Raw genomic sequence first — 23,469 nt, 5'->3', positions numbered from 1 at the left:
CCGACGACCAACGAGGTGAAACGGACTGTGGACGTTGACGACCAGCTGACGCCGGCTCTCACCCTGCGCGGAGTCAGCAAGCGTTACGGTCCGGTCGTCGCCTGCGACGCCGTGGATCTCGCCGTACGACCCGGCGAGATCCACGGCCTGCTCGGCGAGAACGGGGCCGGAAAGTCGACCCTGATGAAGATCCTGCTCGGGTTGGTGCACCGCGACGCCGGCACCATCACGCGCGGCACCGAACCGGTCGAGATCGACAGTCCGCAGGTCGCCGCCGACCTCGGGCTGGGCATGGTGCACCAGCACTTCAGCCTGATCGAGCCGCTTACCGTCTGGGAGAACGTCATCCTCGGCGACACCGGGCGGATCGACCGGGCGGCGGCCTGCGCCCAGGTCGAGGAGGTGTCCCGCCGGTACGGGCTGCCCATCGACCCGAACGTGCGGGTCGACCGGCTCTCCGCCGGGGAACGGCAACGCGTCGAACTGATCAAGTGCCTGCGCCGTGACCCGTCCATCCTGATCCTGGACGAGCCGACCTCGGTGCTCACCCAGGCCGAGTCGGCGGAGCTGTTCACCGTGCTGCGCCGGGTGGTGCAGGCGGAACGGCGGGCGGTCATCCTGATCAGCCACAAGCTCGCCGAGATCATGGCGGCCACCGACCGGGTGACCGTGCTGCGGCGCGGCGCGGTGGCGTTCCACGGCGCGACGAAGGACACCACCGCCCAGCAACTCGCCAGGCAGATGGTCGGCCGGGAGGTGTCGTTGCAGTCCGAGAGCGCGGCGCTGGGCCTGCTGCCGGTCGAGCGCCCCGCGCCGGTCGGCGAGGCCGACGGGGCGGTGGTGCCCCCGACGGCCCCCGGCCCGGCCGCGCAGGACGAGCCCGCGGCGTTGCGGCTGCGGGAGGTCACCATGCTCATCGGCGGCCTGCCGGTGCTGGACAAGCTCAGCCTGGAGGTCGCCCCCGGCGAGATCGTCGGCCTGTACGGGGTCGAGGGCAACGGCCAGGCCACCGTCGGTGAGCTGCTGGCCGGGCTGCTCGTCCCCGACTCCGGCACCGTCGAGATCGACGGCCGGCCGGTCGACCTGGTCCGCCCCGGCGCGCTGCACCACGCCGGCCTCGGCATCGTGCCCGAGGACCGGCACCACTCCGGTGTGGTGCTGGACATGAGCGTCGCCGAGAACCTGGTGATGAAGTCCCTCGCCGCAGTGACCACCCGGGGGGTGCTCAGCCGGCGGCGGATGCACAAGATCGCCCAGCAGCGGATGACCGAGTTCAACATCGTGGCGCCCTCCCCGGACACCCCGCTGCGCAGCCTCTCCGGCGGCAACCAGCAGCGGGTGGTGCTGGCCCGGGAGCTGTCCGCCGGCCCGAAGGCGCTGGTCGCCGCCCAACCCACCCACGGGCTGGACGTCGGCGCGATCGAAGACATGTACGTGCGGCTGCGGCAGGCCGCCGCGGAAGGGGTGGCGGTGTTGCTGATCTCCACAGAGTTGGAGGAGGTGATGGCCCTGGCCAACCGGATCGCGGTGATCTCCTCCGGCCGGATCGTCGGGGTGCTCCCCACCGCCGAGGCCACCGCCGAGCGGCTCGGCATGCTGGTCGGCGGGGTGAGTCACTGATGGCCACCCTCGGTATCGACGGCACCGGCCAGCGGCTGCTGCGCCGGCTCAACCCCGGCCCCGGCGGCTGGCAGGTCGGCCTCGCCACGGTCGCCACGATCGGCGTCGCGCTCGGCCTGTCCGCCCTGCTGATCGCGGTCACCGGCGGCTCGCCGACCGCCTCGACCAAGGCCCTCTACCAGGGCAGCATGGCCTCCCCGGCGGCCTGGTCCACCTCCCTGCTCTATGTCGCGCCGCTGCTGCTGGTCGCGGTCGGGGCCTGCGTCAGCGCCCGCTCCGGCTTCTTCAACATCGGCCAGGAGGGGCAGGTGCTGATCGGCGCGCTCGCCGGCGCGTGGGTCGGCCTGCGGCTGGCCGTACCCGGACCGCTGCTGCTGGTCCTGGTGCTGCTCGCCTCGGTGGTCGGTGCCGGGATCTGGGCCGGGCTCAGCGCGTTGATGTACCGGTTCCGGGGCGTCAACGTCGTGGTGAGTACGATGCTGATGACGTTCCTCGCCCAGCAGCTCATCTCGTTCGCGGTGAACACCCCGTGGCTGCTCCAGGAGTCCCGGCTCGGCCGGGGCACGCTGTCCCCGCAGTCCAACCCGGTGCCCGAGAACGCCCGGCTCACCTCCCTCGGCGAATACCCGAACCTCCAGCTCAACGGGGGTCTGGTGCTGGCCGTCGTGGTGGCGGTCGTGCTGGCGCTGGTGATGGCGCGTACCCGCTGGGGTTTCCGGTTGAAGATGGTCGGCCTCAACCCGGCGACGGCCCGGCACGCGGGTGTGCGGGTCGGTGCCCTCGGCGGCATCGCGCTGGCGATCTCCGGGGCGCTGGCCGGTCTGGCCGGTGCGCTGCTGCTGACCAGCCCGGTCGGCACCAACCGGTTGCAGCCGGGGATGTCGCTCAACATCGGCTGGGACGGCCTGCTGGTCGCCCTGGTCGCCCGGAACAATCCGCTGCTGGCCATCCCGGTGGCGGTGCTGTTCGGCGTGCTGCGGGCCGGCGGCAGCTTCCTGGCCGCCACCGGCGTGCCGTCGTTCCTGGTCGACGTGGTCAAGGCGCTGCTGGTGCTGGCCTTCGTCGCACCCCCGGTGGTGATCGGCATGCTGCGCCGACGCCGCCTGGCCGACCAGCCGTCGACCCCCACCTCCACCCCGACGGCACCGCCCGCTGCGACGGCCGCCCCGACCCCGACGGCTCCGCCGGCCGCCGCCGCGTCGACCGACCCGGCCGACACGTCGGCCCCGGTTGCCGGGTCCGCCCAGGCGGAACCGGCCGGGTCGACGGCCCCGGTCCCCGGCCCCCGGAGCACCGCGCCGCCGCCGGCGGACCCCGGCGACGCCGGCAACAAGGACGCCATGGAAGGCAGGTTGGCATGAGCGCCGCCGACAACATCGCCACCATCCTCTCCAGCGGGGCCCGGCTCACCGTGCCCCTGGCCTTCGCCGCCTGCGGGGAGTACGTCGCCCAGCGCGCCGGCACCCTGAACATCTCCGTCGAGGCGATGATGCTCGGCGCGGCGTTCGGCTCGATCGCGGTCGCCAGCGCCACCGGCAGCGCCACCATCGGCCTGGTGGCCGGCGCGCTGGTCGGGGTGGCGGTGGCGTTCGTGCACGGCATCCTGTCGCACCGGGTGCAGATCAACACGTTCGTCGTAGGTCTGGTGCTCAACGCCCTGGTGCTCGGCCTCACCAGCTACCTGATCACGGTGAGCACCTTCACCGGCCACCAGGTCTGGCAGGTCGACATCCCGGTGCTGCGCGACATCCCGATCGTCGGCCCGATGCTGTTCGTCCAACGCTGGCCGGTCTATCTGCTGCTCGCGGTGATCCCGCTGACCTGGTGGCTGGTCGAGCGCAGCCGGTGGGGGCTGGAGCTGCGGGCGGTGGGGGAGAACCCGCAGGCCGCCGACGTCAGCGGGATCGAGGTCAACAAGCGACGGCGACAGGCGCTGCTCTGGTGCGGGCTGCTCGCCGGGCTCGGTGGGGCGTACCTCGCGGTCGGCGAGGTCGGCTCGTTCAACCAGAACATGACCGCCGGCCGGGGTTACCTGGTCATCGCGGCGGTCATCTTCGGGGCATGGCGGTTGGGCCGTACCCTGATCGGCTGTGTCGTCTTCGGCCTGGCCGACGCGATGCGACTGGCGCTGCCGGCGCTGGGGGTCACCATGAACTCGCAGCTGCTGATCGCCGCGCCCTACCTGCTGGCCCTGCTGGCGATGCTGGTGTTCGCCACCACCCACCGCGAACCCCGGGCGCTGGCCCAACCGTTCCAACGCGGCACCACCTGACGGGGCACTCCCCGACTCCGGTCCGCCCACACGGCGCAGCGGCCACCCTCCTCCGGTGGCGGTCGCTGCGCCGTGTGGGTTTGCGGGTCGGCACCCGCCCGGCGTGGTGGTCGTATCTCGTTGATCACGAGGACCCGGGGGCCCCAGGGGCATACCATGACTTTTTGTCACGATCGGTCGTGACAGCAGGACACTTCCGCAGCGCCTCGCGCGCTTGATTGGCTGGTCAGGCATCACGGGAGCGATCCGGATGCGCCGCCGATCCGAAATGAGAACCCATGCGCAAGCCCCTGCGAGTCGTGCTCACCACCCTCGGTGTCCTGGTCGCCGTGCCGGTGCTCCTGCTCGCGACCACCGCCGTGGTGAACGTCGTGGCGACGAAGTCGGAAGCCTCCTCGATCACCCGTTACGGGCAACTCGTGCCCGTGGACGGCAAACAGATGAACGTGGTGGTCGAGGGCAACGGTGCCGAGACGATCGTGCTCCTGCCCGGCCTCGGCACCGCCGCCCCCGCACTCGACTTCCAGCCACTGATCACGCAACTGCGGAGCACCTACCGGGTCGTCGCCGTCGAACCGTTCGGCACCGGCCTGAGCGACCCCACCGACACCGACCGCACCGCCGCGAACATCACCCGGGAGGTGCACGAGGCGCTCCAGCACCTCGGCATCGACCGCTATGTGCTGATGGGCCACTCGATCGCCGGGATCTACGCCCTCACCTACGCCGCCGACTACGCCGACGAACTCGTCGCCTTCGTCGGCATCGACAGCAGCGTCCCCGACCAGCCCGGCTGGGACGACCCGATCCCGACCGGGGTGATCGTCGGCCTGAGCAAGCTCGGCGTCACCCGCGCGCTGGCGGCGATCACCGACGACCCGTACGCGGGCCTGCCCTACGACGAGCGGACGAGGAAGCAGCTGCGGTTGCTCAGCGCGAAGAACACGGCCGCCCCGACCATGGTCGACGAGATGGAGCACGCCCCGGCGAACTTCGCCGCGGTCAGCGGGAAGACCTTCCCGAAGGGGCTGCCCGTCCTGTTGTTCGTCCGGTCGAACGACCCCGACGTGGCGGACTGGGTCGCCCTGCACGAGCAGCAGGCGGCGGGCGTCGACACCGGTCAGGTCGTCCTCCTGACCGGCGACCACTACCTGCACCACACCCTGTCGCCGGAGATCGCCCAGCAGACCAGGGCTTTCCTGGCGGCCCGGTCGCTAGGCTGAGCCGGTGACGGACACCTGGCCGGGTGCACCGCGGGTCACCGCCGACCTCAGGGCGATGCGGCTGTTCACGGTGTTCTCCCTGGGGCTGGGGATGCTCATCGGCGGCGTCGTGCAGGTGTTGCTCGGCGTCGGCGTCGCCAGCGGCCCCCGGACGGTCGTCCTTCTGGTCGGGACGACCGCCGCCGTCCTGGCCGGACTCGCCGTGATTCCCCTGCTGCTGCGGGGCCCCGACGAGGTGCCGCCGCACCATCCGCTCGTCCTGGTGCTGCTGGCACTGTCCGGCGCGGTGTGGGTGCTGGCCGTCGTACCACCGTTCGCCGGCTGGGGGTGGGCGTTCACCCTGGCGACGGCGGGTGGGGTGCTCAGTTGTCTCGTGCGCGGCCGGTGGCGGGCCACGGTGATCCTCGGCTGCTGGGCGGCGATCGGTACCGGTGGCCTGATCGGCGTGCTGGCCCCGTCGCGCGTCGGGCCGCCGCCCGACGCGGTCGCCGACGCCATCGTGCTCAGCACCCTCGCGGTGTTCACCCTGCTGCCGCTGAGCGCGGTCTGGGTGCAGCAGGTGGTGCTGCGCCTGGAACACGCCCGCCGGCTCGCCTCCGACCTGGCGGTGGCGCAGGAACGGCTCCGGTTCGCCACCGACCTGCACGACATCCAGGGCCACAACCTCCAGGTGATCGCGTTGAAGAGTGAACTGGCGGAGCGGCTGCTGCCCGGCCAGCCCGAGCGGGCCGGCGGGGAGATCGCCGAGATCCGCCGGATCGCGCAGGTGGCCCTCGACGACACCCGCGCCGTCGTCAACGACTACCGCACCGTCACCGTCGCGACGGAGGCGCGCAACGCGGCGGCGGTACTGCGCTCCGCCGGCATCCGGTGTATAGCCCACATCGGGACACCGGACCTGCCGGTGGCCCTCGGCGCGGTGTTCGCCGTCGCGATCAGGGAGGCGGTGACGAACGTGCTCCGGCACAGCCGGGCGACCGAAGCCACCATCGCACTCGTCCGGGTCGCGGCGGAGTACCGGCTGACCGTCACCAACAACGCCGCGGGCGTGCCGCGTCCGGACGGAACGGGCCTGGCCGGCCTCACCCAACGCGTCGCGGCCCAACGCGGGACGGTCGAGACCACCCGCGAGGACGACACCTTCACGCTGACCGTCCGCATCCCGGTGCCCGCCGCCGACGCGCCAGCGCCCGCTGCGCAGGAGCCGACCCCGACGGGGAGACGACGGGGGACCCGCCGGTGATCCGGATCGTGATCGCCGACGACGAGGAACTCATCCGGGGCGCGCTGGTGGCGTTGCTCTCCCTGGAGACCGACATCGAGGTCGTCGCGGACGTCGCCGACGGCGAGGCCGCCGTCGCGGCTGCCGTCGCCCACCGGCCCGACCTGACCCTGCTCGATCTCGAAATGCCCGGACTCGACGGGGTCGACGCCGCCCGACGACTGCTGCGTCTCGTCGCGACGCAGGTCGTCATCGTCACCCGGCACGCCCGACCGGGGACGCTGAAGCGGGCGCTGAGTGCCGGGGTGCACGGCTTCGTGCCGAAGTCCACCCCGGCGTCGGAGCTGGCCAGGATCATCCGGTCGGTCACCGCCGGGGAGCGCTACATCGACGCCCGCCTCGCCGCGTCGGCACTGACCGAGCAGGAGAGCCCGCTGACGCCCCGCGAGATCGACGTGCTGCGGCTCACCCGGGACGGCCTGCCCACCAAGAACATCGCGCGGCAGCTCGGCTTGGCCCACGGCACCGTCCGCAACCACATCTCGTCCGCGATGGCGAAACTGGACGTCGACTCGCGTACCGCCGCCGCCACGATCGCCTGGGAACACGGCTGGATCTGAGCGTCCGCCTCTGGGCGTGGCGAGGCCACTACAACCAGGTTCGAGCGTGATCTTGCGACGCGGACCCCGCCGACGGCCCTGCTGACCGCCTCGGCGGCAGCCCCGTTGCCCGTGGCCGACCGGCAAGATCCTGCTAGTTCCTGGTTGTAGTGGCTTCCGGGCGTGGCGAGGCCACTACAACCAGGTTCGAGCGCGATCTTGCGACGCGGACCCCGCTGACCGCCCCGCTGACCGCTGCGGCGGGTGTCGGTGGGGACGTCAGGGGCGGCGGCGCAGGGTGGGGTCGGTCAGGGAAGGGACCCGGTAGCCGGCGTCGGCCGGGTTGACGTCGTGACCCGGCTGGACCAGGGCGTCGATCCGGTCCAGCACGTCGGCCGGCAGCCCGGCGGGCTCCCCGGCGGGCAGTTGGCTGCGCAGCTGGGCGAGGGTACGCGGGCCGATGATGGCGCTGGTGACCGCCGGGTGGCTCAGCACGAACCCGAGCGCCAGCTCGATCAGCGTCAGGCCGCTCTCGTCGGCGAGGGTGGCCAGCTCGTCGACCAGGGCGAGTTTGCGGTCCCGGGCGGCGGCGTCGCGGAAGTCGAAGTGGTCGCCGTTGCGCCCGGCGCGGGAGTCGGCGGGTACGGCCGTCGACCGGTACTTGCCGGTCAGCCAGCCGCCGTTGAGTGGGCTGAACACCAGTACGCCGAGCCGGTAGCGGGCGCTGGTGGGCAGGGCGGCGGCCTCGACGCCCCGGGTGAGGATCGAGTAGCCGAGCTGTTCGACGGTGAAGCGTTCCCGTCGCCGGCGTTCGGCGGCCCACTGCGCCTCGACGATCTGCTCGGCGGGGAACGCCGAGGTGCCGATCATCCGGACCTTGCCCTCCCGGACCAGGTCGGTCAGCGCGCCGAGGGTCTCATCGACGTCGGTGAGCGGGTCGGGCCGGTGCACCTGGTAGAGGTCGATCCAGTCGGTGCCGAGCCGGCGTAGGCTGCCCTCCACCGCCTGCCGGATCCAGCGGCGGGAGTTGCCGCGCCGGTTGCGGTCGTCACCCATCGGCTCGTGGAACTTGGTGGCCAGCACCACGTCGTCGCGCCGACCACGCAGCGCCCGGCCGAGGATCTCCTCGGACTCGCCGTGGGCGTACACGTCGGCGGTGTCGACCAGGTTGATCCCGGCGTCGAGCGCTTCGGCGACGATCCGGTGGCACTCCTGCTCGTCGGTGTTGCCCCAGGCGCCGAACATCATGGTGCCGAGGCAGAGGGTGCTCACCTCGACCCCGGTCCCGCCCAGTCTGCGGTACTGCATGATCCGACCGTCCTCCCGTACGCGGTGTGCCCCCACGCTGGCATGCCGGCCGGCCGCCGGCACCGTCCCGGCGCGTCGAAGCCGGCGCGTCGGCTTTGTGTCCCCGGCACATCGCCCCCGCCACCGAACAGTGAATAGGCTGGTGGACGCGATAGCGATGGACATTTCGGTACGGTGGAGGTAACAGTGGCGACCGGCCTGACCCAAGCCCGATGGACGCATGTGGCGTTGCCTACCGGCGACCTCGACAAGGCGATCTCGTTCTACACCACGCTCACCCCGCTGGTGGTGGTGGAGCGGTTCGCCGACGCCGACGGGGAGAGCGTCTGGCTCTCCAACGACAAGCAGGCCGACACCCCGTTCGTGCTGGTGCTCGTCTCCTTCAACAAGGACAAGGGCGGCCAGCTCGGTCTGCTGCACCCGTTCGCGCACATCGGCATCGAGGTGCCGCAGCGCTCGGACGTCGACGAGATCGCCGCGCGGGCCCGCGAGCTGGGCTGCCTGCACTGGGAGCCGCGGCAGATGCCGCCGCCGGTCGGCTACATCTGCGCGCTGAAGGACCCCGACGGCAACGTCATCGAGATCTCCCACGACCAGCAGGTCTTCGACACCGTGCGGCGTCGGTGGGGGAGCTGACCGCAGCCTCCACCCGCGCCGCCGTCCAGCGGTATCTGGCGGCGCTGAACGCCCACGACGCCGATGCCGTCGCCGGTTGCGTCAGCGTCGACTTCGTCAACGAGCACACCGCCGCCCTCGGCCGGACGGTGGTCGGCCGGGTCCGTTACCGGGCCCGGCTCGACGGCTTCCTGGCCGAGTTCGTCGACCTGCGCTACGAGGTGGAGGAGCTGCTCGTCGACGGTGAGCGGGCGGCGGTGGCGTACCGGATGTCGTTCCGGCTGGCTTCGGCCGGCCGGGCCCCGGTGCGCATCCGTGGCGTGTTCCGGTTCCGGGTCGACGCTGACGGTCTGATCGCCCACCGGGTCGACTACTGGGACAGCGGCGAGGTCCACCGTCAGCTCGCCGCGGCCACCGGACCGCCGCCCGTCCCCGGTTCGGGGGCGGGCGGCCCGGCGTGAACCCGGGTCGGCACGGCGGTGCCGCCCGGTGAGGTGGGGCGCTCCGGGTGGGGAACCACCCACCCGGGCCGGCAGCAGCCCGGCCACCGTCGCGCACCCCTACCACGCCGGCCCCGCCTGGGGCGGGAGTCCGTCCCGGTCGTCGGGGCGTCGGGTGGGGATCGTCGCCCGGGGTGGTGTCCGTGTCGCCGGATACGGTCCGTGCTCGGTAGAGTTCGCCTTTCGGTGGACGGCGAGTGCGAGGTGACGCGGTGACGGGCGGAGTCGACGAGTCGGCCGGTGACGCGCCGGCGATCCAGACGGTGCAGCGGGCCGCCACGATCCTCCAGGCTTTCTCCGTCGAGCGGCCCCGGCTCACCCTGGCCGAGTTGACCGCCGACCTGGCGATCAGCCGGGCCACCGCGCACCGTTACGCCCGCGCGTTGCGGGCGGCCAACCTGCTGCGCTTCGACGTGGCCACCGCGACCTACACGCTCGGTCCGCAGGTGTTGGCGATGGAGGCCGCCGCCCGTGCGGCGCTGCCCATCGTCACCGCCGCCGAGCCGTACCTGGACCGGCTCACCCGGCTGACCAACCAGACCTCGGTGCTGAGCGTGTGGAACGGCGAGGTGCCGACGGTGGTCCGCTGCATGGACAACACCAGCGGTGACGTGCGGTTGAGTGTGCGTACCGGCTCGCCGTTGGATCTGCTGCGCTCGGCGCAGGGTCGGGTGTTCTGTGCCTACCTGTCGGCCGCCGAGGCGCCCGCGGTGGCCCGCCAGTTGCGGCTGTCGGCGGGGCTGCGGGCGGTCGTCGAGCAGGTCCGCCGGGACGGTTTCGCCGCCAACTCCCCGGAGGATTTCGGGGTACGCGTGCTGGCCGCGCCGGTGTTCGAGCGTACCCAGGTGGTGGCCGCCCTGGCCGTGTTGGGCACCAGCACGACGCTGTCCGGCGCGGTGGAGGCGGCTGCGGCGGACAGCGTTCGGCTGGTGGCGCGGGAGTTGTCCGAGGCGCTCGGCGCGAGCTGACGCCCGGGGTCTGCCCGCCCGTCAGCGGTGACCGTTGCTGCCGACCGGGGGGTGGTGGCCGTTGCCGCCACTGCCCAGCTCGGCGGTGACCAGGGCGGCGACGCGTTGCAGGGCGATGGCGAGCGCGCTGTCGGTGCCTTCGGGCACCGAGGTGGTGGTGCCGACGATGGCCATGGCGGCGATCAGGGTGCTGCCCCGGAAGATCGGTGCGGCGATGCTGCGGACCCCGTTGGCCGAGGGCGTGTTGGCCGAGATGCCGGTGCGTCGGATCTTGTCGACCTCCCGGCGCAGCTCGGCGGAGGCGGCGATCTCGGCGGCCAGCCCCGGGACGTCGGCCTCGGGGAGGAAGGCGCAGAACACCCGGCCCTGGGCGGACTCGGTGCGCGACAGCCGGGAGCCGGTGCGCACGCTGACCCGGATGACCCGGTCGGTGTTGTCGTCGGCGCGGACCACCACGGCGGTGTCGCCGTCCCAGACGCTGAGCACGACGGTCTCGTCGATCTCGCGGACCAGTTGCTGCATGCGCGGACCGGCGATGCTGATGACCGGCATCGCCGCGCGGGCGGCGGCGGAGAGGGTCAGGATCTGCGGCCCGAGGGAGTAGAGTCCCTCCCGCTCGTCGTAGCGCAGCAGGTTGCTCTCCCGCAGCGCCTTGGTGTAGCGGTGCGCGGTGGCCTTGCTGGTGCCGAGGCTGGCGGTGAGTTCGTTGAGGCTCAGGCGCGGACGTGCCGCCGTGAACGCGTTGAGGATGACCGCCGCGCGCTGCACGGTCTGGATCGCCGGTGAGCTGGGATCAGCGCTCTTGACCGGCGAAGGGGCATCGTCCGCCATCTGGATTCCTTTGTGCGCAGAGTGAGACAGTATCATGGCATATGACACGTCAGCCTGTCGATGCCTGCTGGTGGCGTAGCGCGATGTCGGCATACAACCGGGCGAAGCGCATCAGTTCCGGCACCGCGTACCTTTCCCGTCGCGGATCGGTCGGATCGGGCGGGAGCGCCGGTGGCCCCAGCCGCACCGTCGGCACCCCCCGTCGCCGCAGCACCACCCCGTCGGTCGAGCCGGTCCAACCGCGCACCGGTGGGGCCGGCCGGCCGTGCGCGGCGAGCCAGGCTCCGCCCGCGTGCCGGCAGATCGCTGCGTCCACCGGGGTGGCGGCGGACGGGTGGGCCGGGTGGCCGGTCACCGCCACCCCGCAGCCGGCGAGGGGAGTGTCGCGCAGCCGCCGGGTCAGGGTCGCCCGCAGCGCGTCGGTGATCTGCCGTGGGTCGTCGCCGGGCACCGTGGTCAGGTAGAGGTGGACGTCGACCACCCCGGGCAGCAGGTCGGGTTTGCCCGGTTGGCCGGCCCGGACCGCCCCGATGCCCAACTCCGCGCCGACCGGTGCGTCCGGGTCGGCCCGACGGGCCAGGTGCGCGTGCCGGAACTCCTCCAGCGCTTCGACGAGCACGCCCAGGTGGACGAGCAGCCCGCCGGGGGGCGTGGCGGTGTCCCGGAACAGGGCGGGATGGAACCCGCTGGTCAGCCGTACCCGCAGGAACATCGCCCCGGGCTCGGCGGTGAGGATGCCCGGGCTGGTCTTGGCCACGATCGCGGCGGCCGGCAGTGGCCGGTCCTCCAGGTGGTGGAGCACCCCGCCGACGGTGGGGGCCGGCGCGACCCCGTCGTCCGGCCCGGCGGTGGGATCGTCGCGGTGGGTGCCGGTGGCGGCGAGCAGTAGGGTCAGCCGGTGCGGCCGGCCGGCGGCCCGGCAGGCCTCGGCGGCGGCGGCGTAACCGACCAGGGCGGCGGCGGCGGCCGCCCGGGCCACCCCGAGGCCGAAGCCGCTGACCACCTCGCGGGCCGGGCCGGACAGCTCCAGCGCGGGGGCGGGGGTCCGTCGGCCGGTGATCGGGGCGTCGAAGTCGGCCGCGCCGGTCAGTGAGGTGTCCAGGTGCGAGTAGATCAGCAACTCGGGGCGGTCGCCGAGCACGGAGCCGCCGACCAGGTTGGCGCTGTCGGGGGTGCCCGCCGTGCGGGCCAGCGGGTCGACCTGCCAGGACAGCTCCGGCCAGCGGGTGGCGGCCCAGTCGGCGACGCGGTGCGCGGTGGCCCGTTCCCGGCCGTACGGGGTCGGCTGCGCGGTGAGCGCTGCCAGGGCGTCGAGCAGGGTGGCCTCGTCGACCGCCCGTTCGGCGGCGTGGCGCAGGGTCGCCGGCACCTCGTCGTCCATCCGGTTCCTCTCGCCTGCGTGACTTCATTCAAGATGACGTCTCGTATGTTGACATACTCTGGGCCAGGTCTCTAGCGTGGCCTGACACCAAACGACATCGCCCCCGCATCCGGCGACGTCGCGGAACGGGCCCGGCACGCCGGATCGGCTGCGCGCCCCGACCTGCCACGTCGGCTCGGATGTGGCCGGCCGACCCAACCGCAGGAGGACCGATGGCCTACGTGGTCACCGACGAATGTGTGGACGTACAGGATCGGTCCTGCGTCGAGGAATGCCCGGTGGACTGCATCTACGAGGGCGACCGGATGATGTACATCAACCCGGACGAGTGCGTCGACTGCGGGCGCTGCGAGCCGGTCTGCCCGGTCACCTCGATCTTCCACTTCGACGACCTGCCCGCCGACCGGGCCCGGTTCGGCCCGATCAACGCCGAGTTCTTCACCGAGATCGGCACCCCGGGCGGCGCCCGCAAGATCGGCCGGGTCGGCCACGACCACCCGGCCGTCGCGGAAAGCGCCAGCTGATGGCCGAGCGGCACGAGGTCGACCTCGCGATCGTCGGCGCCGGCCCGGCCGGCCTCTACGCCACCTACTACGCCGGCTTCCGCGGAATGAGCGTGGCGGTGATCGACTCGCTGCCCGAGGCCGGCGGGCAGATCGCCGCCCTCTACCCCGAGAAGGCGATCTACGACATCGCCGGACTGCCCGCCGTCCGGGGCCAGGAACTCGTCGACGCCCTGCTCACCCAGGCCGCCACCGCCAAGCCGACCTTCCTGCTCGGGCAGAGCGCCATCGAGCTGACCTGCGCCGAGGACCACGTGCTGATCGGCACCGACACCGGCACCGAGGTCCGGGCGGCCGCCGTGCTGCTGACCGCCGGCATCGGCACCTTCACCCCCCGCGAGCTGCCGGTCGGCAGTGGCCACCTCGGCCGGGGACTGCGCTACTTCGTACCCCGGCTGGAGGAACTCGCCGGGCAGGAGGTCGTGGTGGTCGGCGGCGGCGACTCCGCCGTCGACTGGGCGCTGGCCCTGGAGCCGTACGCCAGCAGCGTCACCCTGGTGCACCGGCGACCGCAGTTCCGCGCCCATGAGCACAGCGTCACCCAGCTGCACGACTCGACCGTGCGGGTGCTCACCCCGTACGAGGTCTGCGGGATCGACGGGGAGCAGCACATCGAGGCGGTGCAGATCGCCGAGGTGCGCGGCGAGGGCCGCCAGACGCTGCCCGCCCAGGCGGTGGTGGCCGCGCTCGGCTTCATCGCCGACCTCAGCGCGATGGAGCAGTGGGGGCTGGAGATGCGTCGCCGGCACATCGCGGTGGACCGGTCGATGCGCACCAACCTGCCCCGGGTCTTCGCCGCCGGCGACATCACCGACTACGACGGCAAGGTACGCCTCATCTCGGTCGGCTTCGGTGAGGCCGCCGCCGCCGTCAACAACCTGGCCCCACTGGTCAACCCGGCGCTCGGCACCGTTCCCGGCCACTCCTCGGACGCGGCATGACCGCCCCGGGGCCCGCCGACGCGCACCTGGTGGTCACCCGGTACGGGCTGGGCCGGATCGTCGGTGACGACGTCGAGCTGCTCGACCTGCCGTACCCGGACGTGGCGGCCATGCTGCGCGCCGGACTCGGCTTCACCCCGGCCGTCGAGGCCCGGGTCCGGCGGCGGCTGCCGCTGGAGACCCTCGTCGGCGACCTGCGCGCCCCGCTGTCCGGCACCCGGGCGGTGTGGGGGGTCGGGCTGAACTACCACTGCAAGGCCCGGACCACCGGACGGGCGCTGCCCACCCGACCGGTGCTCTATCTCAAGTCGCCGAGCGCCGGCTCCGGCCCGGGGGACACCGTGCCGCTGCCCGGCTCGGTCAGCGAACAGCCCGACTACGAGGGTGAGGTCGCCCTGGTCGTCGGTGCGCGGATGCACCACACCCCGGCCGGGCAGGTCTGGGCGCACCTCGCCGCGATCACCGCCGCCAACGACCTGACCGCCCGGGACGTGATGGCCGCCACCGGCAACCCCACCCTGGCCAAGAGCTTCCCCGGCTTCGGCGCCCTGGGCGCCTCGGTGCTCGGCCTCGGCGCGGTCGCCGACCGGGAGGCCATCGGGGTACGCACCACCGTCAACGGCGAGCTGCGCCAGCAGGCCAGCACCGCCGACCTGATCTTCCCGGTGCCCGACCTGCTCGCCTGGATCACCAGTTACGTGGTGCTGGAACCCGGTGACGTGGTGCTCACCGGCACTCCCACCGGCACCGGCCAGGACCGGGGTTGCTTCCTGAGCCCCGGCGACCAGGTGGAGGTCACCGTCGCCGGGGTGCTGCCCCTGCGTACCCGGTTCCGTGCCGAGGGCCCGGACCACCCCGCGCCGGCCGCCGTCAGCGCGGCCGCCGTCAGCGCGTCGACCCACTCGCTTCGCACAGAGAGCCCGATGTCATGAGTGAGAATTCCGACCGATACGACCTGGTGCTGGCCGGTGGCCAGGTGTTCGACGGCGAGACCGGGGCCAGTCGGGTCGCCGACGTCGCGGTCAGCGGCGACCGGGTGGCCCGGATCGCGCCCGGCCTCGCCGCCGACGCCGACCGGGTGATCGACTGCACCGGGCAGTACGTGCTGCCCGGCCTGGTCGAGGCGCACACCCACATCTTCGCCGAGGTCTCCAAGGTCGGTGCCCCGCCGGACGAGGCGCACCTGCACCGGGGCGTCGTGGCCGCCTGCGACGCCGGCACGGTCGGCGCGTCGACCTTCGCCGCGTTCGAGAAGTACGTCGCCGTCCCGGCCCGGATGCGGCTGGTCAACTTCCTCAACGTCTCGGTCCTCGGCCTGATCGACTTCCGGTTCGGTGAGCTGATCAACCCGGGCACGCTGGTGCCGGAGGACGCGCTGGCGGTGGCCGAGGCGAACCCGCACCGGGTGCGCGGTTTCAAGATCCGGCTCTCCGAGGACGTCGTCGGGATGGACTGGCGTCCGCTGCTCAAGCGGTCCCTGGCGCTCGCCGCCGAGGCCGGCCTGCCGCTCATGATCCACATCGGGGAGACGCCGGAGCCGCTGCCGGTGATCCTGCCCCTGCTGCGCCCCGGCGACGTCGTGGCGCACTGCTACACCGGCAAGCCGTACGGCATCCTCAACGACGGCACCGTGCTGCCCGAGGTGTACGCCGCCCGTGAGCGCGGGGTGCTGTTCGAGTCCGCCCACGGCAAGAGCAACCTCAGCTTCGCCGTCGCCCGCCCGGCGATCGAGCAGGGCTTCCTGCCCGACGTGGTCACCTCCGACACCAGCGCCCGCAACTGGCGCGGCCCGGTCTTCGACCTGGTCACCAGCATGGCCAAGTTGCGCGCGATGGGGATGACCCTGGAGCAGCTGGTGCCCCGGGTGACCTCCGCACCGGCCCGGCTGACCGGCCTGGAGGCCGAGGGCTACGGCACCCTGGTCGAGGGCGGCCCGGCCCACGTCACCGTGCTGGCCGAGGCCGAGGAGGCGGTGCTGCCCGACGCCGCCGGCAACAAGATCACCGCGCCCCGGCTGGACCCGGCCGTGGTGCTGCTCGCCGGTGAGCAGGTGCCGACCGTGCCGTGGCGCGGCCTGCCCGCCACCGGGGCGTGACCCGCTGATGTCCGCCGTCGAGCCGACCCCGCCGCAGGCGTCCGCCGTCGAGCCGCCCCCGGGGCGTGCGCAGGTGTCCGCCGGGTCGACGCCACCGGGTTCGGTGTCCGCCGGGCCGCCGGCAGCGGGGGCGGCGTCCGCCGGGACGACGCCGTCCACCGGCGTGCACGCCGCCCGGGCCCGGCTGCGGGGCACGCTGCGCGACGGCGGGCAGCTCGTCGGCACCTTCGTCAAGCTGCCCGGGGCCGACGTGATCGCGCTGGCCACCCGCGCCGGCCTCGACTTCGTCGTGGTCGACCTGGAGCACTCCGGGCTGGACGAGCGCACCGCCACCGACCAGCTCCGGCTCGCCGCCCTGGCCGGCCTGCCGGCGCTGGTCCGGGTCCCGGCCGTCGACCCCGGCCAGGTCAACCGGCTGCTGGAGGCCGGGGCCGTCGGGGTGCAGCTGTCGACCGTGCGTCGCCGGGCCGACGTCGAGGCGCTGCGCGCGGCCAGCCGGTACGCCCCGCACGGGCGGCGCAGCATCAGCCTGGCGCACCCGTCGGCGGGGTACGGCGGTGACGGCCTCGACCGGTACCTGGCGGCGGAGGCCGAGCACCCGCCCGTACTGGTGGCGCAGATCGAGACGGCGACCACCGACGACCCGCTGCCCGCCCTGCTGACCGGGGTGGACGTCGGCTTCGTCGGGACCACCGACCTGGCGGTGAGCCTGGGCCTGTCGACCACCGACGACCGGGGGCCGTTGTTGCGGCGCACCGGGGACATCGCCGACGCGGCCCGCGCGACCGGGGCCGCCCTCGGCGGTTGGGTCGCCGAGCGCTCCGCCGAAACGCTGGATGGCTGCGGCCTGACCGACGCGCGGTACCTCGTCGTCGGCTCGGACCTGCAACTGCTCGGGGCCGGCCTGCGTCGGCTCGCCGCACCTGCCCGACCCGCCTGAGAAGGGGACGCGTTCACATGCTCAATCCGCAGCTGTACGGCATCTCGGTCAACTGGGACGACATCCCGGCCACCGAGGTCCGGCCCGGGGTACGCCGCAAGGTGTACGCCACCGACGAGGTCCTCTTCGCCTGGCACGAGCTGGCCGTCGGGATGGACCTCAACCCGCACCACCACGACGACTTCGACCAGTTGGTGCTGATCCTCGGCGGCCGGTGCAACTACTACGTCGACGGCGTGCCGCACCCGATGGGGCCGGGCTCGCTGCTGCTCGTGCCGCGGGGCGCGGAGCACTACATCGAACCGACCGAGGGCCCGTGCATCAACGTGGACGTCTTCGCCCCGCCCCGGGCGGACTTCCTGCCGCACGCCTGGCGTCCGGGGCAGGGCTGACCGCGATGACCGACATCGTCGTGGTGGGCAGCCTCAACGTGGACGTGGTGGTGCCGCTGCACGAGCTGCCCGCCCCCGGTCAGACCGTGCTCGGCGCGGCCGACCACCGGCGTACCGGCGGCGGCAAGGGCGCCAACCAGGCGGTCGCCGCCGCCCGGCTGGGTCGCCGGGTGGCGATAGTCGGCGCGGTCGGCATCGACGCCGACGGGGACTGGCTGCTCGGGCTGATCGCCGCCGAGGGCGTGACCACCGAGGCGGTGCTGCGCGCCCCCCGGCCGACCGGGCAGGCGATCGTCCTGGTCACCGCCGACGGCGACAGCACCATCGCGGTGAGTTCGGGGGCGAACATGTGGCTCGCGCCCGAGCACCTCGCGCCCCTGCGTGACCTGCTCGGGTCGGCGCGGGCGGTGTTGCTGCAACAGGAGGTCGACGCCGCGGTGGTGGCCGAGGCGGTACGCCTGGCGGAGGGCCTGGTGGTGCTCAACCCGGCCCCGGCCCGCCCGGTCGATCCGGCGACCCTGGCCCGGGTCGACGTGCTGGTGCCCAACCGGGGTGAGCTGGCCGCCCTGGCCGGTGCGCCGACGCCGGACGTCGGGGTCGACGGGTTGGCCGCGATGGCCCGGTCGCTGGGCACCCGGGGGCCGGTGGTGGTGACCCTCGGCGGCGACGGCGCGCTGGTGGTGACCACCGACCGGCAGTGGCTGGTGCCGGCGGAGCAGGTCGACGCGGTGGACGCCACCGGTGCCGGGGACACCTTCTGTGCCGCCCTGGCCGACGCGCTGCTCGACGGCGCGGCGATCGACGAGGCGGCCCGGTGGGCGAGCCGGGCGGCGGCGGTCACCGTCACCCGGGCGGGGGCGATGGCCGCCGCGCCGCGCCGAGCCGAGGTGCCCACGGTCGCCTGACCTGTTCTCCCTGATCCTGCCGCCCGTCGTGCTGTTTCCGGCGACGGAGCGGCCCGGCTCCGGCCGGCTGCGCGTCGCCCCCGGCCTGTCCCGGTCGGGGGCGACGGCGTGGCGGCGGTGCCGCTGCGGGCCTCGCCGGTGCACCGTGCGGTGACCCGGGTCCGCTGGTGACCCCTCCCGGTCGTCCCGGCCGGTGGCGTGGTGCCACCGGCCGGGACCCGTGCCGTCGGTCAGCAGGGGGCCGTCGGTCAGAAGTGGGCCGGGAAATCGGCCTTGCGGATCAGGCAGTGGATGCCCTTCACCCCGTCGACGACCTGGCTGACCTCGAAGTCGGCGGCGGCGCTGAGGTAGGCCAGGGCGGTCTGCGGGGGCATGCCCTGGGTGCGGACGAGGAAGTCGACGGCGGCCCGGACGGCCCGCCGCATCGCCTCGTCGAGGTCGGCGTGCAGGCCGACCGGCAGCCAGTGGGTGGCGGTCTCGCCGAACGGCCCGTCGACCCCGCCGAGCAGCAGGCCGGCCTGCGCCCGGGGGATCACCGACAGCCGCAGGGTGGCCCGCAGCGGTGCCTCCAGGGCGGTCAGCGCCACCTCGCCGTCGCCCTGGGCGTAGTGCGGGTCACCGGCGTAGAAACCCGCCCCGGGCAGCTGCACCGGCAGGTAGAGGGCCGAGCCGACCTGCAGCTCGTTGATGTCGAGGTTGCCGCCGAACGCGCCGGGCGGCACCGAGTGGACCGGCTCGTCGGTGTCGACGGCGACGCCCATCAGGCCGAGGAACGGTGCGAGGGGGAAGCGGGCCGCCCGGCCGTCGCCGTACGGCAGGGTGCCGAACAGCCGGCCGCCGTGGTGGATCACCTCGGTGAAGTGGCTGACGGTGCCGTACTCCCGGGGGCCGTCGCTGTCGGGGCCGGTGTCGGTGGGGGTGAGCGGGTACTCCCCGGGCAGCGCGCCGTAGCCGTGGCGGCTGCTGATGAAGCCGTAGGGGGCACGGACGAGCAGGTCGAGCACCTCGATCCGGAGCAGGTCGCCGGGTTCGGCCCCGGCCACCGTGATCGGGCCGGTGACCACGTGCGGGCCGTCGGCGTCGTAGTCGTGGGCGACGTCGGAGGCGGCCAGGTCGCGGGCGTCGGTGAGCACCCGGTCGGTGGGCACGTCGAACTGCTTGAGGTAGCCGACCGGGTCACGCCCCTGGTCCTCCAGGATCCCCTCGTGGCTGAGCGTGTCGATGGTCACGGTCTCCCCGGAGTCGACCCGCAGCACGGGGTCGTGCCCCCGGTTGGGCAGCCGGCCCCACAGGCAGGTGTCCGGGTTGCTGGGCAGGTAGTGGGTTCCACCGATCGGGCCATCGTGCGGCTGGAGCATGACATCCTCCGGGAGGGGTGACACCGGCTGGCGGTGCGACGGGACGGCGCTGCCCGGTGCGGGTGGCCGGCGGCCGGCGACGGGGTGCGCGGGCCGCATCCGGGGCCGGTGATCGCCGTGGGGCGGATCGGCCGGGCCGAGTCGGATGTGGGGCATCGTGGCCGGCGAATCAGCAGGTACGTGTTGCGTTCGTATTAACAGCGAGTAACCCGGTGCCGGAGTCTTCCCTGCTCTTGACAGTTGCCATGGCGGAGTAGCAGCATCGTGTAGCGAGATGCTGTCTCGCATGACGTAGAAGGCGGTGAGGTGATGGCGCAGCAGACGCCGGTACGTCCGCTCGGTGCAACCGGCGCGATGATCGACGAGGACTGGGAGGCGCTGCGGTTCCGGGTGCACCGCTCGGCGTACCGCGATCCGGAGGTCTTCCGGACCGAGGTCGACCGGATCTGGAATCACACCTGGCTCTATCTCGGTCACGAGACCGAGATCCCGAAGGCGGGCGACTTCAAGACCCGTACCCTCGGCGGTCGACCGCTGATCTTCTGCCGGGACGCCGACGGCCAGGTGCGGGCCTTCTTCAACGCCTGCACCCACCGGGGCACCGTGCTGTGCCGGCACAGCGAGGGCAACACGAAGTTCTTCCAGTGCTTCTACCACGCCTGGGCGTTCAGCAACTCGGGCGAGCTGGCCGCACTGCCCGGTGACGACGCGTACCCCGACGACCCCGCCTTCCGGGCCTCGATGGCCCTGCGGCAGGTGCCCCGGCTCCAGATCCACGAGGGCTTCGTCTTCGTCGCCTTCGACCCGGACGTGCCGGACCTGCTGACCCACCTCGGACCGGCCGCGCACTACATGTCGCTGACCGCCAAGATCGGCGAGCACGGCATGACCACCCTGCCGGGCGTGCAGCTCTACAGCGTGAAGGGCAACTGGAAGCTGGCCGTCGAGAACGCGATGGACGGCTACCACTTCGCCCCCACCCACAACACCTTCGTCGGCTACCTGCGCGAGACCGGCTTCGCCGTCACCGACGACGACCAGTACGCCTACGACCTCGGCGGCGGCCACGGGCTGCTCGTGCTCACCGGGCACAACGGCCGGATCGGCATGGTGTGGGAGCCCCGCTTCGGCGACGAGGAGAAGACCCGCACCGTCACCAAGCGCCGCGAGCTGGAGGCCCGCCTCGGCCCCGAACTCGCCGCCGAGGTGGCCGACGCCAGCCGCATCCTGTTCGTCTTCCCCAACCTGTTGCTGTTCGACCTGGAGGCGCTGACCATCCGGCAGCTCGAACCCGTCGCCGCCGACCGCACCGACGTGCGGGCCTGGCAGTTCGTCGAGGTCGGCGAGCCGGAGTCGGTCCGCGCGCTGCGGATCAAGACGATGGTCAGCTTCGTCGGACCGGGCGGCCTTGCCACCCCCGACGACATCGAGGCGTACGAGGCGGTGCAGCGCGGCATCACCGCGACCGCCGACTCGGTCGACCCTGCGCACGACTGGAGCGACATGTCCCGGGGCATGGCCAACGAGAAGCAGGGCAACCAGGGCCGCTCCATCGACGAGGGCGCGATGCGCAGCTTCTGGCGGCGCTGGGCCGAGGTCGTCGGGGCGGGCACCAGCGTGGCCGGCGACCCGCCGGCCGGTACGCCCGCCGCCGGACCCGCCGCGGGGGGTGCGGGCAAGTGAGCGCGTTGTCAACGACGGCCGGGAGCCGTGGGGGAGTGGTCAAGGTGGAGTCGCGCGAGGTGACCCGGGCCGAGGTGGAGGACTTCCTCTACCGGGAGGCGCAACTGCTCGACGAGTGGCGACTCGACGAGTGGCTCACCCTGATCGAGCCGGGTGGCCGGCTGGAGGTGCCGACCACCGACTGGGCCGGTTGGGACGCCACCACCGCCGGGTACTTCGTCGCCGACGACTACGAGCTGATCCAGGCCCGGGTCAAGCGGCTCAAGAGCCGCAAGGCGCACGCCGAGAACCCGCACTCGCGGACCCACCGCATGATCTCCAACGTGCTGCTGCTGGAGGCCGGCGCGGAGACCGTCTGGATCAGCGCCAACTTCCTCATCCACCGCTACCGCGACAACGGCGCCTACACCTACGTCGGCCGCTACGAGCACGTGCTCAAGGTCGACCCGGACGGGCTGCGGTTCCGGCTGCGCCGGGCCGTGCCGGTGATGGAGTCGATGGACCCCGGCGCCCGACTCAGCTTCATCCTCTGAGCCGGCCGCCATGATCACCCACATGCTGGTCTTCCGGTTCCGCGACGACCTGCCGCCCGGCGCGGCCGAGTCCGTCCTGGCCGAGCTGGAGACCTTCCCGAGCCGGTATCCCGCGATGCGCAACTGGCGCAGCGGGGTCAACGTCAGCACCCGCGACACCAGCATGACCCACGGCTTCGTCGTGGAGTTCCCCACCGAGCAGGACCTGCTCGACTACCTGCACAGCGACTCGCACGAGCGGTTCGTCCGGGAACGCTGGCGGCCGGTCATCGAGCGTCAGGCCATCGTCAGTCTCCCCACCGCCGGGGACGCCCAGCCCATCGAGAGGGGTCACAGATGACCACCGAGGCCACCGCCCGCCGCCGTGGGCCCTACGGCATGGAGTACGCCCGGATCGAGGTGCCGGACCTGGCCGCCTCCATCGAGTTCCTCCAGTACCACGTCGGGCTGCAACTGGAGCAGCACGACGACGAGTACGCGTTCCTGCGCGCCGACCTCGAACACCACAGCATCGAGCTGGTCGCCGCGCCGCAGCGCACCGAGTCCTGGACCACGGCGGTCGGGTTCAGCGTCGAGAACGACGCCGTCCTCGACGACCTGCGCGAGCGGGTCACCGCCGCCGGGCACGAGGTCTTCGAGCTGGCCGACCGGGTCAAGGGCCTGGTCCAGCGGGGCTTCGCCGTCCGCGACCCCAACGGGCTGATCGTCGAGCTGTTCACCGAGTTCCAGGAGTACGCCGAGCCGCCGCTGATCGAGCTGCGCCCGCTGGACCTGGTGCACCCCTTCCTCGCCACCGACAAGTACGACGAGACGCTGGCGTTCTACACCAAGGTGCTCGGCTTCCAGGAGTCCGACCACGTCGGCGACGTCACGGTCTTCCTGCGCAGCGAGGACCGTTACCACCACAGCCTGGCGATCCAGCGCAACAACGAGTTCTACGTCGCGCACCTGTGCTTCATGATGAAGAGCTTCGACCACGTGATGCGCGGCCGGGCGCGGGCCCAGTACAAGAAGGTCCCGATCGCCTCGGACCTGGTCAACCACTCGGCCTCGACGTCGATCGCCTTCTACATGCACGACACCCGGCACGGGCCGCGCTACGAGCTGTGCGACAGGCACCGGGTGTTCACCCCCGAGGAGCACGAGACCCACCGGGCCCGCCGGATGGCGGTCGACCCGCGCAACATCGACGTGTGGCGGCCCGCCGCCGACGACTGGGCGCGCTTCTGACCCCTCGCCCGTGACCGGCGGGCGGGCCGCACACCCGCCCGACCGGTCGGCGCGGTGCAGCGGGCGAGGGAACTTCGGACTCCTGATCCGCGGGTTCGGGGTTCGGGCCGCGGTGGACATGAACACGAAAGGCCCCGACCCGGGGACAAACCCGGGTCGGGGCCTTTTCTCGTGTTTTGACCGTCGGGGGGATTCGTGGTGGTGGAGGTCTAGCGGAATGGGGAGGACCCTGTCCATGATCTGAGTTCTCACACAAAGATCATCAATGGGCAGGGTCCTCGATGAGGAGC

Annotated in this window: 24 protein-coding genes; 20 read left to right on the top strand and 4 right to left on the bottom strand. The window is 72.8% G+C overall.

The genetic code is table 11. The annotated features are described in order from the left end of the window. Positions 1–27 precede the first annotated feature (27 nt). The 6 genes from JQN83_RS27265 (at position 28) to JQN83_RS27240 (ending at position 6,957) form a co-directional block, all read left to right on the top strand. Positions 28–1,620, top strand: a complete 1,593-nt coding sequence (locus JQN83_RS27265) for an ABC transporter ATP-binding protein (protein WP_307799770.1) — start codon at positions 28–30, stop codon at positions 1,618–1,620. Beyond that, on the top strand, positions 1,620–2,981 hold the full coding sequence (locus tag JQN83_RS27260; protein WP_244253318.1) for an ABC transporter permease: 1,362 nt from the start codon (positions 1,620–1,622) through the stop codon (positions 2,979–2,981). Before JQN83_RS27265 ends, JQN83_RS27260 begins: the two co-directional genes overlap by 1 nt. After that, positions 2,978–3,892 (top strand): ABC transporter permease, encoded by a 915-nt coding sequence (locus JQN83_RS27255; RefSeq protein ID WP_208570019.1) that lies wholly within the window; start codon positions 2,978–2,980, stop codon positions 3,890–3,892. Before JQN83_RS27260 ends, JQN83_RS27255 begins: the two co-directional genes overlap by 4 nt. Positions 3,893–4,170: 278 nt before the next feature. Then, a complete protein-coding gene (locus JQN83_RS27250) occupies positions 4,171–5,115 on the top strand; it encodes an alpha/beta fold hydrolase (RefSeq protein ID WP_208570018.1) in 945 nt (314 codons plus the stop codon). 4 nt (positions 5,116–5,119) lie between these two features. Further along, the gene (locus JQN83_RS27245; protein ID WP_208570017.1) at positions 5,120–6,358 is read left to right on the top strand and encodes a sensor histidine kinase; all 1,239 of its coding nucleotides are present in this window, start codon (positions 5,120–5,122) and stop codon (positions 6,356–6,358) included. Then, the gene (locus JQN83_RS27240) at positions 6,355–6,957 is read left to right on the top strand and encodes a response regulator transcription factor (RefSeq protein ID WP_208570016.1); all 603 of its coding nucleotides are present in this window, start codon (positions 6,355–6,357) and stop codon (positions 6,955–6,957) included. The genes JQN83_RS27245 and JQN83_RS27240 overlap by 4 nt, the downstream gene beginning before the upstream one ends. Before the next feature lie 258 nt (positions 6,958–7,215). Here the strand turns inward: JQN83_RS27240 and JQN83_RS27235 are convergent, their stop codons facing one another. Next, entirely contained in the window at positions 7,216–8,244 is a 1,029-nt protein-coding gene (locus JQN83_RS27235) for an aldo/keto reductase (protein WP_208570015.1), read from the bottom strand. A 186-nt stretch (positions 8,245–8,430) separates the two neighbouring features. Here JQN83_RS27235 and JQN83_RS27230 point away from each other — a divergent pair, with 186 nt between their 5' ends. The 3 genes from JQN83_RS27230 (at position 8,431) to JQN83_RS34250 (ending at position 10,327) form a co-directional block, all read left to right on the top strand. Continuing rightward, positions 8,431–8,880, top strand: a complete 450-nt coding sequence (locus JQN83_RS27230; RefSeq protein ID WP_307799768.1) for a VOC family protein — start codon at positions 8,431–8,433, stop codon at positions 8,878–8,880. Continuing rightward, positions 8,868–9,320, top strand: coding sequence for a nuclear transport factor 2 family protein (locus JQN83_RS27225; protein ID WP_307799767.1), 453 nt, complete (start codon positions 8,868–8,870; stop codon positions 9,318–9,320). The genes JQN83_RS27230 and JQN83_RS27225 overlap by 13 nt, the downstream gene beginning before the upstream one ends. Before the next feature lie 251 nt (positions 9,321–9,571). Then, positions 9,572–10,327: an IclR family transcriptional regulator gene (locus JQN83_RS34250; protein WP_208570013.1), complete on the top strand. Its 756-nt coding sequence runs from the start codon at positions 9,572–9,574 to the stop codon at positions 10,325–10,327. 21 nt (positions 10,328–10,348) lie between these two features. Here JQN83_RS34250 and JQN83_RS27215 read toward each other — a convergent pair whose 3' ends face one another. Together JQN83_RS27215 and JQN83_RS27210 are read right to left on the bottom strand one after the other, a co-directional pair. Next, on the bottom strand, positions 10,349–11,158 hold the full coding sequence (locus tag JQN83_RS27215; RefSeq protein ID WP_208570012.1) for an IclR family transcriptional regulator: 810 nt from the start codon (positions 11,156–11,158) through the stop codon (positions 10,349–10,351). A 49-nt stretch (positions 11,159–11,207) separates the two neighbouring features. Continuing rightward, positions 11,208–12,539 carry a zinc-binding metallopeptidase family protein gene (locus JQN83_RS27210; RefSeq protein ID WP_208570011.1) on the bottom strand — a complete coding sequence of 444 codons (1,332 nt, stop codon included), beginning with the start codon at positions 12,537–12,539 and terminating at the stop codon, positions 11,208–11,210. A 212-nt stretch (positions 12,540–12,751) separates the two neighbouring features. On the opposite strand from JQN83_RS27210, the gene fdxA reads away from it, so the two are divergent. From fdxA to JQN83_RS27175, 7 genes are read left to right on the top strand one after another with little or no spacing between them, the layout of a single operon-like run. Further along, positions 12,752–13,063: a ferredoxin gene (gene fdxA, locus JQN83_RS27205; RefSeq protein WP_208570010.1), complete on the top strand. Its 312-nt coding sequence runs from the start codon at positions 12,752–12,754 to the stop codon at positions 13,061–13,063. Beyond that, entirely contained in the window at positions 13,063–14,043 is a 981-nt protein-coding gene (locus tag JQN83_RS27200) for an NAD(P)/FAD-dependent oxidoreductase (protein ID WP_208570009.1), read from the top strand. Before fdxA ends, JQN83_RS27200 begins: the two co-directional genes overlap by 1 nt. Then, entirely contained in the window at positions 14,040–14,975 is a 936-nt protein-coding gene (locus JQN83_RS27195) for a fumarylacetoacetate hydrolase family protein (RefSeq protein ID WP_208570008.1), read from the top strand. The genes JQN83_RS27200 and JQN83_RS27195 overlap by 4 nt, the downstream gene beginning before the upstream one ends. Then, positions 14,972–16,138: a hypothetical protein gene (locus tag JQN83_RS27190; RefSeq protein ID WP_208570007.1), complete on the top strand. Its 1,167-nt coding sequence runs from the start codon at positions 14,972–14,974 to the stop codon at positions 16,136–16,138. Before JQN83_RS27195 ends, JQN83_RS27190 begins: the two co-directional genes overlap by 4 nt. Positions 16,139–16,145: 7 nt before the next feature. Further along, positions 16,146–17,078: an aldolase/citrate lyase family protein gene (locus JQN83_RS27185; RefSeq protein WP_208570006.1), complete on the top strand. Its 933-nt coding sequence runs from the start codon at positions 16,146–16,148 to the stop codon at positions 17,076–17,078. 17 nt (positions 17,079–17,095) lie between these two features. Next, complete coding sequence (locus tag JQN83_RS27180; protein WP_208570005.1) at positions 17,096–17,470, top strand: cupin domain-containing protein; 375 nt, start codon at positions 17,096–17,098, stop codon at positions 17,468–17,470. 5 nt (positions 17,471–17,475) lie between these two features. After that, on the top strand, positions 17,476–18,375 hold the full coding sequence (locus JQN83_RS27175; RefSeq protein WP_208570004.1) for a ribokinase: 900 nt from the start codon (positions 17,476–17,478) through the stop codon (positions 18,373–18,375). Between the two features lie 248 nt (positions 18,376–18,623). Here the strand turns inward: JQN83_RS27175 and JQN83_RS27170 are convergent, their stop codons facing one another. Continuing rightward, on the bottom strand, positions 18,624–19,733 hold the full coding sequence (locus JQN83_RS27170) for an acetamidase/formamidase family protein (protein WP_208570003.1): 1,110 nt from the start codon (positions 19,731–19,733) through the stop codon (positions 18,624–18,626). A gap of 309 nt (positions 19,734–20,042) precedes the next feature. Between JQN83_RS27170 and JQN83_RS27165 the strand changes: the two genes are divergently transcribed. Genes JQN83_RS27165 through JQN83_RS27150 form a run of 4 tightly spaced genes read left to right on the top strand, consistent with a single transcriptional unit; the run spans position 20,043 to position 23,179 of the window. Continuing rightward, the gene (locus JQN83_RS27165; RefSeq protein WP_208570002.1) at positions 20,043–21,416 is read left to right on the top strand and encodes an aromatic ring-hydroxylating oxygenase subunit alpha; all 1,374 of its coding nucleotides are present in this window, start codon (positions 20,043–20,045) and stop codon (positions 21,414–21,416) included. A 44-nt stretch (positions 21,417–21,460) separates the two neighbouring features. Continuing rightward, positions 21,461–21,949, top strand: a complete 489-nt coding sequence (locus tag JQN83_RS27160; protein WP_208570001.1) for an aromatic-ring-hydroxylating dioxygenase subunit beta — start codon at positions 21,461–21,463, stop codon at positions 21,947–21,949. Positions 21,950–21,959: 10 nt separating this feature from the next. Then, entirely contained in the window at positions 21,960–22,289 is a 330-nt protein-coding gene (locus JQN83_RS27155) for a Dabb family protein (RefSeq protein WP_088647650.1), read from the top strand. Beyond that, positions 22,286–23,179 (top strand): VOC family protein, encoded by an 894-nt coding sequence (locus JQN83_RS27150; protein ID WP_208570000.1) that lies wholly within the window; start codon positions 22,286–22,288, stop codon positions 23,177–23,179. Before JQN83_RS27155 ends, JQN83_RS27150 begins: the two co-directional genes overlap by 4 nt. Positions 23,180–23,469: the final 290 nt, after the last annotated feature.

Source organism: Micromonospora antibiotica (assembly GCF_017599305.1).
Taxonomy (GTDB): domain Bacteria; phylum Actinomycetota; class Actinomycetes; order Mycobacteriales; family Micromonosporaceae; genus Micromonospora; species Micromonospora antibiotica.
This window is presented reverse-complemented; position numbering and strand designations above follow the sequence as displayed.